The sequence below is a fragment of the Escherichia sp. WS3063 genome (assembly GCF_046486595.1).
Lineage (GTDB): Bacteria > Pseudomonadota > Gammaproteobacteria > Enterobacterales > Enterobacteriaceae > Escherichia > Escherichia coli.
In genome coordinates this window covers 1-13433 of record NZ_JBJQKY010000034.1, presented here as the reverse complement: position 1 = coordinate 13433, position 13433 = coordinate 1, and the positions used below count along the sequence as shown (strand labels likewise).

The window sequence follows — 13433 nt, the reverse complement described above, 5'->3', positions numbered from 1 at the left end:
AAAAGTGACATTACTGTATTCAGGAGAGGGTTATGGCAGCAATCGCGTTTATCGGTTTAGGGCAAATGGGTTCGCCAATGGCGAGCAATTTATTGCAGCAAGGGCATCAACTTCGCGTCTTTGATGTGAACGCCGAAGCTGTGCGGCATCTGGTAGACAAAGGTGCGACTCCCGCCGCCAACCCGGCGCAGGCCGCTAAAGATGCCGAATTTATCATTACCATGTTGCCGAATGGTGATCTGGTGCGCAGCGTGTTGTTCGGTGAAAACGGTGTCTGTGAGAGCTTATCTTCCGATGCGCTGGTCATTGATATGTCGACCATCCATCCGCTGCAAACCGATAAATTGATTGCTGATATGCAGGCCAGAGGCTTCAGCATGATGGATGTTCCGGTAGGCCGTACTTCTGCAAATGCCATTACCGGTACTCTGCTACTGCTGGCTGGCGGCACTGCTGAACAAGTTGAACGCGCCACGCCGATCCTGATGGCGATGGGCAGCGAGTTGATCAACGCGGGCGGTCCGGGCATGGGGATCCGCGTTAAGCTTATCAACAACTACATGAGCATCGCGCTCAATGCGTTGTCGGCAGAAGCCGCCGTTTTGTGCGAAGCCCTGAATCTTCCCTTCGATGTTGCCGTCAAGGTGATGAGCGGTACCGCCGCCGGTAAAGGCCACTTCACCACTTCCTGGCCGAACAAAGTCCTCAGCGGGGATCTTTCTCCCGCCTTCATGATCGATCTTGCCCATAAGGATCTTGGCATCGCCCTTGATGTCGCCAACCAGTTGCATGTGCCGATGCCACTGGGGGCCGCCTCACGGGAGGTTTATAGCCAGGCGCGCGCAGCGGGTCGCGGTCGCCAGGACTGGTCCGCCATTCTGGAGCAGGTCCGTGTCAGTGCCGGGATGACTGCCAAAGTAAAAATGTAACGACTGGATAAAGGAATAAATGAATGAATAAGTACACCATCAACGACATTACGCGCGCATCGGGCGGTTTTGCCATGCTGGCGGTCGATCAGCGCGAAGCCATGCGCATGATGTTTGCCGCGGCTGGCGCACCCGCTCCAGTAGCCGATAGCGTTTTAACTGATTTCAAAGTTAACGCCGCGAAGACTCTTTCACCTTATGCATCGGCGATTCTGGTAGATCAACAATTCTGCTACCGCCAGGTGGTTGAGCAAAACGCAATTGCCAAAAGCTGCGCCATGATCGTCGCTGCCGATGAATTTATTCCAGGCAACGGTATTCCGGTGGATAGCGTAGTCATTGACCGCAAAATCAACCCGCAACAAATCAAACAAGACGGTGGCAAAGCCTTAAAACTGCTGGTGCTGTGGCGTAGTGATGAAGATGCGCAGCAACGCCTGGATATGGTGAAAGAGTTCAATGAACTGTGCCACTCACACGGTCTGGTGAGCATCATTGAGCCAGTCGTTCGTCCGCCGCGTCGTGGCGATAAATTCGATCGCGAACAAGCAATCATCGATGCAGCCAAAGAGCTGGGTGATAGCGGTGCAGACCTCTACAAAGTTGAAATGCCGCTTTACGGCAAAGGTCCGCAACAAGAGCTTCTCAGTGCTTCACAACGTTTGAATGACCATATCAATATGCCGTGGGTGATACTTTCTTCCGGTGTCGACGAAAAACTGTTCCCGCGTGCCGTACGCGTGGCAATGACGGCGGGCGCATCGGGATTCCTTGCAGGCCGTGCAGTCTGGGCATCGGTCGTCGGTTTACCAGACAACGAGTTGATGCTGCGTGACGTTTGCGTACCGAAATTACAACAACTTGGCGATATCGTCGACGAAATGATGGCTAAACGCCGTTAAGATGGGGATACAAAAATGAAATGGTTTAACACCTTAAGTCACAACCGTTGGCTGGAACAGGAAACCGACCGCATCTTTGATTTTGGTAAAAATTCCGTGGTGCCGACTGGTTTTGGCTGGTTAGGCAATAAAGGGCAAATCAAAGAAGAGATGGGCACCCATCTGTGGATCACCGCCCGTATGTTACACGTTTATTCCGTTGCTGCGGCGATGGGTCGACCTGGCGCTTACTCGTTGGTTGATCACGGTATCAAAGCCATGAACGGCGCACTGCGCGATAAAAAATATGGCGGTTGGTATGCCTGCGTGAATGACGAGGGCGTGGTGGATGCCTCCAAACAGGGCTATCAACACTTCTTCGCTCTGCTGGGTGCCGCCAGCGCGGTCACAACGGGTCACCCGGAAGCGCGCAAGCTGCTCGATTACACCATTGAAATTATCGAGAAATACTTCTGGAGCGAAGAAGAGCAGATGTGCCTGGAGTCCTGGGATGAAGCCTTCAGCAAAACCGAAGAGTATCGCGGCGGCAATGCCAATATGCACGCGGTGGAAGCCTTCCTGATTGTCTATGACGTCACCCATGACAAAAAATGGCTGGATCGCGCGATTCGCGTGGCTTCCGTGATTATCCACGACGTCGCCAGAAATAATCATTATCGCGTTAACGAGCACTTCGATACCCAGTGGAATCCGCTGCCGGATTACAACAAAGATAACCCGGCGCACCGCTTCCGCGCATTCGGAGGCACGCCAGGCCACTGGATCGAGTGGGGTCGTTTAATGCTGCACATCCATGCCGCCCTGGAAGCCCGCTGCGAACAGCCGCCAGCCTGGCTGTTAGAAGATGCCAAAGGTCTGTTCAACGCCACCGTGCGCGATGCCTGGGCGCCCGATGGTGCGGACGGGATTGTTTATACCGTTGACTGGGAAGGAAAACCGGTCGTTCGCGAACGTGTGCGTTGGCCTATCGTCGAGGCGATGGGTACGGCTTACGCGCTCTACACCGTCACCGGCGATCGCCAGTACGAAACCTGGTATCAGACATGGTGGGAGTACTGCATTAAGTACCTGATGGACTATGAAAATGGTTCCTGGTGGCAGGAGCTGGATGCGGACAATAAGGTCACCACCAAAGTCTGGGACGGCAAACAGGATATTTATCACCTGCTGCATTGCCTGGTGATCCCGCGTATCCCGTTAGCGCCCGGCATGGCTCCAGCGGTTGCGGCGGGGCTGCTGGACGTGAATGCCAAATAACTGACTGAAAACCCTAACCCTCTCCCCAAAGGGGAGAGGGGACCGCCCGGCGCAGTTTTTTGGTTTGACATCAGCCTCATGGGAGGCTGTATACCGTTTTTTTAATTAAGGTACCTCGTATGCAAACCACCAATATGCATTGCAGTGGACAGACCGTTTCACTCACCGCTGGGGATTATCACGCAACTATCGTGACGGTTGGCGCAGGTCTGGCTGAATTAACTTTTCAGGGCTGCCATTTAGTTATTCCGCATAAACCCGAAGAGATGCCGCTGGCACACCTGGGCAAAGTCCTTATTCCCTGGCCTAACCGGATTGCCAACGGCTGTTATCGCTATCAGGGGCAGGAATATCAGTTACCCATTAATGAACATGGTTCAAAAGCCGCTATTCACGGGCTGCTTGCCTGGCGTGACTGGCAAATAAGCGAACAAACCACCACCAGCGTCACATTAACGGCCTTTTTGCCGCCCAGTTACGGCTATCCGTTTATGCTGGCCTCGCAAGTTGTTTATTCGCTCAACGCACGCACGGGCCTTTCCGTTGAGATCGCAAGCCAGAATATCGGCACTGTCGCAGCACCTTATGGTGTGGGTATTCATCCTTATTTAACCTGCAACTTAACGCCTGTTGATGACTATGTATTCCAGCTTCCAGCAGAACAGGTTTATGCCGTCGAGCACGCGAATCCGACAACGCTTCACCACGTTGATGAGCTGGATTTAAATTTCACGCAGGCGAAAAAAATAGCCGCGACAAAAATCGACCACACCTTTAAAACCGCTAATGATCTGTGGGAAATGACCATTACCCATCCACAACAGGTTCTTTCGGTAAGCCTTTGTTCCGATCAACCCTGGGTGCAGGTTTATAGCGGAGAAAAATTACAGCGCCAGGGCCTGGCAGTTGAACCTATGAGTTGCCCGCCTAACGCCTTTAATTCAGGTATCGACTTATTATTACTGGAACCAGGAAAAACGCACCGCCTGTTTTTTAATATTCACGGACAGAGAAAATAACTTGTATTGATTAGCAGTCAAAATCATTGAAGAACATTTCACTCGTAAAGGCAACGTTATGTATCTTCAATTTATTAAGTTAAAAAAAGCTCAGCTTCTGTAAAGTTTATATATATCAGTTTTATGAGAATCATTTTACATAAGCCTGTAATAACGGGAAGGAAACAATCTCGTCCTCAACTCTATGGAGATTATTTATGGATACGCCACGCCCACAGCTATTAGATTTTCAATTTCATCAGAATAACGACAGTTTTACTCTACGTTTTCAAGACCGCCTTATTTTAATCCATAGCAAAGATAATCCTTGCTTATCGATTGGCTCAGGTATAGCGGATATCGATATGTTCCGCGGTAATTTCAGCATTAAAGATAAATTGCAGGAGAAAATTGCGCTTACCGACGCCATCGTCAGCCAGTCACCGGATGGCTGGTTAATCCATTTCAGCCGTGGTTCTGACATTAGCGCCACGCTGCGTATCTCTGCCGACGATCAGGGCCGTTTATTGCTGGAACTACAAAACGACAACCTTAACCACAACCGTATCTGGCTGCGCCTTGCCGCTCAACCAGAGGACCATATCTACGGCTGCGGTGAACAATTCTCCTACTTTGATCTGCGCGGCAAACCGTTCCCGCTATGGACCAGTGAACAAGGCGTTGGTCGCAACAAGCAAACCTATGTCACCTGGCAGGCCGACTGCAAAGAGAACGCGGGCGGCGACTATTACTGGACTTTCTTCCCGCAGCCTACGTTTGTCAGCACGCAGAAGTATTACTGCCATGTTGATAACAGTTGCTACATGAACTTCGACTTTAGCGCCCCGGAATACCATGAACTGGCGCTGTGGGAAGACAAAGCAACGCTGCGTTTTGAATGTGCTGATACATACATCTCCCTGCTGGAAAAATTAACTGCCCTGCTGGGACGCCAGCCAGAACTGCCCGACTGGATTTATGACGGGGTAACGCTCGGCATTCAGGGCGGGACTGAAGTGTGCCAGAAGAAACTGGACACCATGCGTAACGCGGGCGTGAAGGTCAACGGCATCTGGGCGCAGGACTGGTCCGGGATCCGTATGACCTCGTTTGGTAAACGTGTGATGTGGAACTGGAAGTGGAACAGCGAAAACTATCCGCAACTGGATTCGCGTATTAAACAGTGGAACAAAGAAGGCGTGCAGTTCCTCGCCTACATCAACCCGTATGTTGCCAGCGATAAGGACCTCTGCGCCGAGGCGGCTTCACACGGCTATCTGGCAAAAGATGCCTCTGGCGGTGACTATCTGGTGGAGTTTGGTGAGTTTTATGGCGGCGTTGTCGATTTGACCAATCCTGAAGCCTATTCCTGGTTCAAAGAAGTCATCAAGAAAAACATGATCGAATTGGGCTGCGGCGGCTGGATGGCAGATTTTGGCGAATACTTGCCGACCGATACGTATCTGCACAACGGCGTCAGTGCCGAAATAATGCATAACGCCTGGCCTGCGCTGTGGGCGAAATGTAACTACGAAGCCCTTGAAGAAACGGGCAAGCTCGGCGAGATCCTCTTCTTTATGCGCGCCGGTTCTACCGGTAGCCAGAAATACTCCACCATGATGTGGGCGGGCGACCAGAACGTTGACTGGAGTCTGGACGATGGCCTGGCGTCTGTCGTCCCGGCGGCGCTGTCGCTGGCAATGACCGGACATGGCCTGCATCACAGTGATATTGGCGGTTACACCACCCTGTTTGAGATGAAGCGCAGCAAAGAGCTGCTGCTGCGCTGGTGCGATTTCAGCGCCTTCACGCCGATGATGCGCACCCACGAAGGCAACCGTCCTGGCGACAACTGGCAGTTTGACGGCGACGCGGAAACTATCGCCCATTTTGCCCGTATGACCACAGTCTTCACCACGCTGAAACCTTACCTGAAAGAGGCCGTCGCGCTGAATGCGAAGTCCGGCCTGCCGGTTATGCGCCCGCTGTTCCTGCATTACGAAGACGACGCGCAGACCTACACCCTGAAATATCAGTACCTGTTAGGCCGCGACATTCTGGTCGCTCCGGTGCATGAAGAAGGCCGTAGCGACTGGACGCTCTATCTGCCGGAGGATAACTGGGTCCATGCCTGGACGGGTGAAGCGTTCCGGGGCGGGGAAGTTACCGTTAATGCGCCCATCGGTAAACCGCCGGTCTTTTATCGCGCCGATAGCGAATGGGCGGCACTGTTCGCGTCGTTAAAAAGCATCTAATCACATCCGCCCGTGGGGAAACTCACGGGCAAAGGGAGAACAACGATGAGTCACATCACAACGGAAGATCCAGCAACTTTACGCCTGCCCTTTAAAGAGAAACTCTCTTACGGTATTGGCGACCTGGCCTCTAACATCCTGCTGGATATTGGTACGCTTTATCTTTTGAAGTTTTATACCGACGTTCTGGGGCTGCCTGGCACCTATGGCGGCATTATCTTTTTGATTTCAAAATTCTTTACCGCCTTTACCGATATGGGTACCGGCATTATGTTGGATTCCCGACGCAAGATCGGTCCAAAAGGTAAGTTCCGTCCTTTTATTCTGTATGCGTCATTCCCAGTCACCTTACTGGCGATCGCCAACTTTGTCGGCACACCGTTTGATGTCACCGGTAAAACGGTGATGGCCACCATCCTGTTTATGCTTTACGGACTGTTTTTCAGCATGATGAACTGTTCCTACGGCGCAATGGTGCCTGCCATCACCAAAAACCCCAACGAGCGCGCATCGTTGGCGGCATGGCGTCAGGGCGGCGCTACGCTGGGCCTGCTGCTGTGTACGGTGGGATTCGTGCCGGTTATGAATCTTATCGAGGGTAATCAGCAACTTGGCTATATCTTCGCCGCCACGCTGTTTTCACTGTTCGGCCTGCTGTTTATGTGGATCTGCTATTCGGGCGTGAAAGAGCGTTATGTCGAAACCCAACCTACCAATCCGGCGCAAAAGCCTGGCTTGTTGCAATCTTTCCGTGCGATTGCCGGTAACCGCCCGCTGTTCATTCTGTGCATTGCCAACCTCTGCACTTTAGGGGCATTTAACGTCAAGCTCGCCATTCAGGTCTATTACACCCAGTACGTGCTCAACGATCCCATCCTGTTGTCATATATGGGATTTTTCAGCATGGGCTGTATTTTCATCGGCGTGTTCCTGATGCCCGGCGCAGTCAGACGTTTTGGTAAGAAGAAGGTCTATATCGGCGGCCTGCTGATTTGGGTGCTTGGCGATCTGCTCAACTATTTCTTTGGCGGCGGTTCGGTCAGCTTCGTGGCGTTCTCCTGCCTGGCATTCTTCGGCTCAGCGTTTGTTAACAGCCTGAACTGGGCGCTGGTTTCCGACACCGTCGAGTACGGCGAGTGGCGCACCGGTGTGCGTTCGGAAGGTACGGTCTACACCGGTTTCACCTTCTTTCGCAAAGTATCTCAGGCGCTGGCAGGTTTCTTCCCAGGCTGGATGCTGACGCAAATCGGCTATGTGCCAAACGTCGCCCAGGCTGACCACACTATCGAAGGGTTGCGCCAACTGATCTTCATCTACCCAAGCGCACTGGCAGTAGTCACCATCGTGGCAATGGGTTGCTTCTACAGTCTGAACGAGAAGATGTACGTCCGCATTGTTGAAGAGATAGAAGCCCGTAAACGCACGGCGTAATTATAATAAACAACGCCCTGCGGGGCGTTATAAGGAGTGATTATGTCTGACCATAATCCACTGACATTAAGACTGAATCTGCGGGAAAAAATCGCCTATGGTATGGGCGACGTCGGTTCGAATTTAATGCTCTGCATCGGTACTCTGTATCTCCTCAAATTTTATACCGATGAATTAGGGATGCCTGCTTACTATGGCGGGATTATCTTTCTGGTGGCGAAGTTTTTTACCGCATTTACCGATATGCTCACCGGATTTTTACTCGACTCGCGGAAAAATATTGGGCCTAAAGGCAAATTTCGTCCCTTTATTTTATATGCAGCGGTTCCGGCGGCGTTAATTGCAACGCTCCAGTTTATCGCCACCACCTTTAGTTTGCCGGTTAAAACGACGATTGCCACCGCACTGTTTATGATGTTTGGACTTTCATACAGTCTGATGAACTGCTCGTATGGTGCGATGATCCCGGCCATTACCAAAAACCCCAATGAGCGCGCGCAGCTCGCGGCTTACCGCCAGGGTGGTGCAACCATAGGGCTATTGATTTGTACCGTGGCGTTTATTCCGTTGCAGTCGCTTTTTTCTGACTCAACCGTCGGTTATGCCTGTGCGGCACTGATGTTCTCCATTGGCGGCTTTATTTTTATGATGCTGTGCTACAGAGGCGTCAAAGAGCATTATGTGGACACGACGCCAACCGGACATAAGGCCAGTATTCTCAAATCATTTTGCGCGATATTTCATAATCCACCTTTGCTGGTATTGTGCATTGCTAACCTGTGTACTCTGGCGGCATTTAATATCAAACTGGCGATTCAGGTCTATTACACCCAGTATGTGCTAAATGATATTAATTTATTGTCGTGGATGGGATTCTTCAGTATGGGATGCATCCTCGTCGGCGTATTACTGGTGCCATTAACTGTAAAATATTTTGGTAAAAAACAGGTTTATTTAGCTGGCATGGTGCTGTGGGCGGTTGGTGATATCCTGAATTATTTCTGGGGAAGTAACTCTTTCACTTTCGTCATGTTCTCTTGTGTCGCCTTTTTTGGCACGGCCTTTGTAAACAGCCTGAACTGGGCACTGGTGCCAGATACCGTAGATTACGGTGAATGGAAAACCGGTATTCGTGCCGAAGGTTCTGTTTATACCGGTTATACCTTCTTTCGTAAAATTTCTGCCGCACTTGCTGGCTTCTTGCCAGGCATTATGCTGACGCAAATAGGTTATGTTCCCAACATCGCGCAAAGTGATGCGACATTACAGGGTTTGCGTCAGCTCATTTTTATCTGGCCTTGTGCACTGGCAATTATTGCTGCATTGACGATGGGATTCTTTTACACACTCAATGAAAAACGGTTTGCACTGATTATTGAGGAAATTAACCAACGCAAAAATAAAGAAATTGAGACAGAAGAAAAAACGGCTTCCGTAACGTTATAAATGTCAATAGCCGCTATTTCCATCCTGGTGGGTGGCGGCCTCCCTACGCTTAAAAATGGACTTATTATGAAAAAGATTAATGCAATAATTCTATTATCCTCTCTGACCTCTGCCTCGGTATTTGCTGGCGCATACGTCGAAAACAGGGAGGCATATAATCTCGCCTCCGATCAGGGCGAGGTTATGCTACGTGTGGGTTATAACTTCGATATGGGCGCGGGTATTATGTTAACCAATACCTACACCTTTCAGCGAGAAGATGAACTCAAACATGGATATAACGAAATCGAAGGTTGGTATCCGTTATTCAAACCAACCGATAAATTAACCATCCAGCCCGGTGGCTTAATTAATGATAAGAGTATCGGTTCGGGTGGTGCTGTTTATCTGGATGTTAACTACAAATTTACTCCATGGTTTAACCTGACGGTACGTAATCGTTTTAACCATAATAACTATAGCTCAACCGATTTGAACGGTGATCTGGATAATAATGACAGCTACGAGATTGGCAACTACTGGAACTTTATTATTACCGATAAGTTCTCATATACCTTTGAACCGCATTATTTTTATAACATTAATGATTTCAATAGCAGCAATGGTACGAAGCATCACTGGGAAATCACTAACACCTTCCGTTATCGCATTAATGAACACTGGCTCCCTTATTTCGAATTACGCTGGTTAGATCGTAATGTCGAACCGTACCACCGCGAGCAAAACCAGATTCGTATCGGGACGAAGTATTTCTTCTGATGTAAAACTGCCGGATGAGGCGAAAACGCCTTATCCGGCCTACGGTTGATACGGTTTTCGTTGGCCGGATTAAGCCACATCCGGCCATTAATTAAGCTTCAGCCGCCAGCATCTCTTTCTTACGTTGGCTAATACGCTTAACCAGCATTACGGAAACCACCGCACCACAGAATGCGAAGCAGGCCATAATGCCAAACACGATTTTGTAGCCAATAATCCCCGGATTTAAATCCAGAATGTAGCCATACAGACTGAAGCAGAACATCGCCGGGGCGTAACCAATAAAGCTACCCAACGCCATCGCCGCGCCTGTTTTATTTTCAGCAATTTTTGCTTCGCCGATAGGTGCAAAAAATACGGCTCGCTGTGTAAAGACTATCGCGCCAAAGCCCAGCGTACATGCCATCCCTAAATAGACCGGCATACTTTCGTGCGGCAGCATAATCAACAGTACGAGCGCAGCGGTACTGATGATAAAGGTGTAGCATAGATATTTACTCGGCGATTTCAGGATCTTATCTGAAATCATGCCACCAATCGGTCCACCAATCATTTTCAGACAGTATTGGTTAATGATGCCGTAAGCCCCCACCAGCGCAACGGGCAATAGATAGATGTTTTTCAGGAATGGAATGAAGAATGTCAGGCCACAGTAAACCGCGTAAACGAAGAAGACGTTAAAAGCGATAAGCCAGATGGTTTTGTCTCTCAGCACCGAGGTCATACTGGTGTTTTGCGATGCTCCGTCTTCTTTTTTCACCTCAACGGACGGTGCCTCTTCTTTGTCATTCAGGACAAAGAAAATAATAATGCCTACGGCAATCACAATAAGGGAATAGAACCAGATGCCTGCTTTAAAACCCAATAAGCCACTGCCAAACCAGGTAAATACTGCCAACGCAGAAAATGCCACCACGGTATCGACAATGCCACGCCCTGTTTCGAAGAAGCCAAACAACCGACCTTGTTGTTCGCTATTGCCCAATCGACTTACCGACTTGAGCAAGACCGGCCAGTTCATCATGTCGCAAGTAACGCCAAATAGCGCCCAGACAAAGAGGATGCCCCAATACCCCGGCATTGTCGTCAAATAAACACCCAGTAATCCTGTCGCAATGAGTGAGAATGACATGGTGTATCTGCGCGGTAGTTTATCGGCAAAATAAATAGACAGAAAAAAACCCACTGTCGTGACAAATGAGTTTACCGACATAGCATTACCAATTTGACCATTGGTCAAATGGAAATATTCCTGCATCGGGATATAAAACGCATCTTTCAGCGACGGTAATTTATAAATTGTACCGCCACACAATGTTAATAGACTAAATAACGCCCATTTCTTTTTCGTGAGCATAACATCCCCTAAGCGATTTTTAAAATCACTGTTTTAAAGGCAATAAGATACCGACCATTCATATGGAATGGTTTTATTAACTGCGTATGAGTTAAAACTTATTAGTGGTTCAGAAGATGGTTTGCCTCTTGTTTGATTTGTTGTAGTACGTTACGCACATGATTTATCTGATTAATTGCATCTTCTTTTTCTTTACGTAACCGCGCATCCAGTAAATGATTTTCTGGCAATGGTGTTTCACTCATCTGGCGATAAGGGATCCACGGATTATCATCTTCGTCTTCAAAGCGGAACGCCGGCGCATAGTAATCAACCTCTTCTTCCAGGCCATATGCCGTCACCTGCGGCTCATCATCACCCAGGCATATAAGGTGCGTTAATAACGCTTTGAACGGCATATCACCCTGACCTGAAATACAGGCTTTATGACCCAGGCCACCCGGTTCTTTAACGATCAAGGCATCTTTGATATGGACCTGGGTAATATGCGGTGCCATCGTTTTTAAAGCGTCGATGGGATGCTCATTTGCATTGATCATGTTCGCAAAATCAAACAGTAAGGAAAGAGATTCCATCTCACTTTCTTTGACCAGCGACACCAGCTCATGACTTTTTAAATCTTCATGCTGCTCGATCGTAAAAGTCAGGCCGCTGTCCTGATACGTTTCCCGTACATAGGCAATGTCGTTAGCGATAATCGATAATACATCGCGCAAATTACCTTCATAACGCGGATAAAAACGTACGGAGGATGCCCCAGTTTTCAACGCGATGGCGACGGCTTCGTCAATAGATTTTTTATCTGAGGCGCTGGTTTCAATATGAATATCAAGGTTCAGACGGCGGGCTTTATCCCCAAAGGCAGAGAGTTCTTTATCGTCCATATTACCAAGAGAAAAACGCTCTCCATCCAGAACATGGATTTTGACGCCACGTAGATTATTTTCACTTGCGATATCAAGTAAATCAGCAGGCAACACTCTTTCCAGTCGCATATTTAAATGAAAGGCATAAGCATGTAAATAAAGAGGAAGAGTGTCGACACGTTGTAGAATCTTTCTTGCGTTATTTATTGTCACCATAAAACACCTACAGATTAATGATGAGGTCTACGGCCTCAAATCGCCAATATTCAATATCTATCTGGACAATATTGCCCTGCTGGTCGGCGCGATGCTTTTCAATTAAGATCGCTGGCATACCCGCAGAACCGCCAAGATACTTGCTGATATCGCCCGGCATTCTGACGGGTTTGAAAATCAATTTTTTTACTACCGTCTCTTTTTGGTAGCACTTTTCCCAGACTGCAGAAAATGAGTGGTTTTCAAGTTGTTCAATAAAACCCGGGGCAACTTCAGGATTAATATATGTTTCGTGATAGAAAACTTTATGTCCTTCCAGCGCCCCCCAGCCGGTGATGCGATAGAGTTCAGTTGATGGTGTCACTGCAATCAGTGGCGCGAGCGTCTCGGGAATATCGCTGGTACGGTTTTTCTCGGTAAACCCCCAGGAAGGCTCTCGTCCTTGCTCAATTGCGGCCCGCTGAAAGCTCGCTGACAGCTCCGGACTGTAATTAAATCGCGGCTGGGTCACGAACCACCCCTTACGATCCTTACGGAAGATTTTGGATTCTGCCTCGAGGTTCAACAACGCCTGGCGCAGCGTCATACGTTTAATGCCCAGCAGTTCTCCCAGCTCTCTTTCTGAAGGGAGTTTTCCACCCGGCGTGGTGATGCCATCTTTCAACCACCGATCCAGTTTCTCTTTTGCATTTTCTACGGTGGATTGATTCTCCGCCATTGTTTAATCCTTTTGGTTTAAACCAGATGAAGCATCTTACGCTTACGCCAAAAAAGAAAGCAATTAACGGTGTATGACTTTGCAGATAATTGTGACAAAGCTCTCTATTGACGTAATCACAGACTTATAAGGGAGATACTCGCATTGGTGTGCGCTCACGACAGGTAAAAAAAAACCTGCCAGCGATGGCTAATGCCAGTCAGTTAAGCAACTGACTGGCTCTTTTTCGGGGCTGTGGGGTATTTCCAGGGCCTCTCCTTTACCACTCTCGGGAAGGCCCTTTCCCTTCTTGTCGGTAA

The 13433-nt window shown here is 49.1% G+C and carries 12 protein-coding genes; 8 read left to right on the top strand and 4 right to left on the bottom strand.

The window, feature by feature from the left end; all coding sequences use genetic code 11:
- Nucleotides 1–32 precede the first annotated feature (32 nt).
- From yihU to ompL, 8 genes are all read left to right on the top strand, one after another.
- Complete coding sequence (gene yihU / locus ACJHYW_RS22610; protein ID WP_000718898.1) at nt 33–929, top strand: sulfolactaldehyde 3-reductase; 897 nt, start codon at nt 33–35, stop codon at nt 927–929.
- Between the two features lie 23 nt (nt 930–952).
- Nucleotides 953–1831, top strand: a complete 879-nt coding sequence (gene yihT, locus ACJHYW_RS22605; RefSeq protein WP_001046465.1) for a sulfofructosephosphate aldolase — start codon at nt 953–955, stop codon at nt 1829–1831.
- A gap of 15 nt (nt 1832–1846) precedes the next feature.
- Nucleotides 1847–3088, top strand: coding sequence for a sulfoquinovose isomerase (gene yihS, locus ACJHYW_RS22600; protein ID WP_000870917.1), 1242 nt, complete (start codon nt 1847–1849; stop codon nt 3086–3088).
- 119 nt (nt 3089–3207) lie between these two features.
- Nucleotides 3208–4107, top strand: a complete 900-nt coding sequence (locus tag ACJHYW_RS22595) for an aldose-1-epimerase (RefSeq protein WP_001195127.1) — start codon at nt 3208–3210, stop codon at nt 4105–4107.
- A 197-nt stretch (nt 4108–4304) separates the two neighbouring features.
- Nucleotides 4305–6341 carry a sulfoquinovosidase gene (gene yihQ, locus ACJHYW_RS22590; RefSeq protein WP_000380853.1) on the top strand — a complete coding sequence of 679 codons (2037 nt, stop codon included), beginning with the start codon at nt 4305–4307 and terminating at the stop codon, nt 6339–6341.
- A 45-nt stretch (nt 6342–6386) separates the two neighbouring features.
- Nucleotides 6387–7772, top strand: a complete 1386-nt coding sequence (locus ACJHYW_RS22585) for an MFS transporter (protein ID WP_000018387.1) — start codon at nt 6387–6389, stop codon at nt 7770–7772.
- A gap of 42 nt (nt 7773–7814) precedes the next feature.
- The gene (locus ACJHYW_RS22580; protein WP_001279701.1) at nt 7815–9218 is read left to right on the top strand and encodes an MFS transporter; all 1404 of its coding nucleotides are present in this window, start codon (nt 7815–7817) and stop codon (nt 9216–9218) included.
- A gap of 66 nt (nt 9219–9284) precedes the next feature.
- Entirely contained in the window at nt 9285–9977 is a 693-nt protein-coding gene (gene ompL / locus ACJHYW_RS22575; protein ID WP_012602496.1) for a porin OmpL, read from the top strand.
- Nucleotides 9978–10068: 91 nt separating this feature from the next.
- Here the strand turns inward: ompL and ACJHYW_RS22570 are convergent, their stop codons facing one another.
- From ACJHYW_RS22570 to ACJHYW_RS22555, 4 genes are all read right to left on the bottom strand, one after another.
- Entirely contained in the window at nt 10069–11334 is a 1266-nt protein-coding gene (locus tag ACJHYW_RS22570; RefSeq protein WP_000956320.1) for an MFS transporter, read from the bottom strand.
- 101 nt (nt 11335–11435) lie between these two features.
- Nucleotides 11436–12416 carry a sugar phosphate isomerase/epimerase family protein gene (locus ACJHYW_RS22565; protein WP_000256412.1) on the bottom strand — a complete coding sequence of 327 codons (981 nt, stop codon included), beginning with the start codon at nt 12414–12416 and terminating at the stop codon, nt 11436–11438.
- Nucleotides 12417–12423: 7 nt separating this feature from the next.
- Nucleotides 12424–13134 carry a GntR family transcriptional regulator gene (locus tag ACJHYW_RS22560; RefSeq protein WP_000829798.1) on the bottom strand — a complete coding sequence of 237 codons (711 nt, stop codon included), beginning with the start codon at nt 13132–13134 and terminating at the stop codon, nt 12424–12426.
- A 203-nt stretch (nt 13135–13337) separates the two neighbouring features.
- Nucleotides 13338–13433 (bottom strand): hypothetical protein (locus tag ACJHYW_RS22555; protein ID WP_223963258.1); only part of this gene is annotated, 96 nt, incomplete at its 5' end.

Bases quoted from the DNA above. Each gene is read 5' to 3' on its own strand.
- ACJHYW_RS22580 (WP_001279701.1), top strand. From the start codon at position 7,815: ATGTCTGACCATAATCCACTGACATTAAGACTGAATCTGCGGGAAAAA.
- ACJHYW_RS22560 (WP_000829798.1), bottom strand. From the start codon at position 13,134: ATGGCGGAGAATCAATCCACCGTAGAAAATGCAAAAGAGAAACTGGAT.
- ACJHYW_RS22570 (WP_000956320.1), bottom strand. From the start codon at position 11,334: ATGCTCACGAAAAAGAAATGGGCGTTATTTAGTCTATTAACATTGTGT.
- yihQ (WP_000380853.1), top strand. From the start codon at position 4,305: ATGGATACGCCACGCCCACAGCTATTAGATTTTCAATTTCATCAGAAT.
- yihU (WP_000718898.1), top strand. From the start codon at position 33: ATGGCAGCAATCGCGTTTATCGGTTTAGGGCAAATGGGTTCGCCAATG.
- ompL (WP_012602496.1), top strand. From the start codon at position 9,285: ATGAAAAAGATTAATGCAATAATTCTATTATCCTCTCTGACCTCTGCC.
- ACJHYW_RS22565 (WP_000256412.1), bottom strand. From the start codon at position 12,416: ATGGTGACAATAAATAACGCAAGAAAGATTCTACAACGTGTCGACACT.
- yihT (WP_001046465.1), top strand. From the start codon at position 953: ATGAATAAGTACACCATCAACGACATTACGCGCGCATCGGGCGGTTTT.
- ACJHYW_RS22595 (WP_001195127.1), top strand. From the start codon at position 3,208: ATGCAAACCACCAATATGCATTGCAGTGGACAGACCGTTTCACTCACC.
- ACJHYW_RS22585 (WP_000018387.1), top strand. From the start codon at position 6,387: ATGAGTCACATCACAACGGAAGATCCAGCAACTTTACGCCTGCCCTTT.
- yihS (WP_000870917.1), top strand. From the start codon at position 1,847: ATGAAATGGTTTAACACCTTAAGTCACAACCGTTGGCTGGAACAGGAA.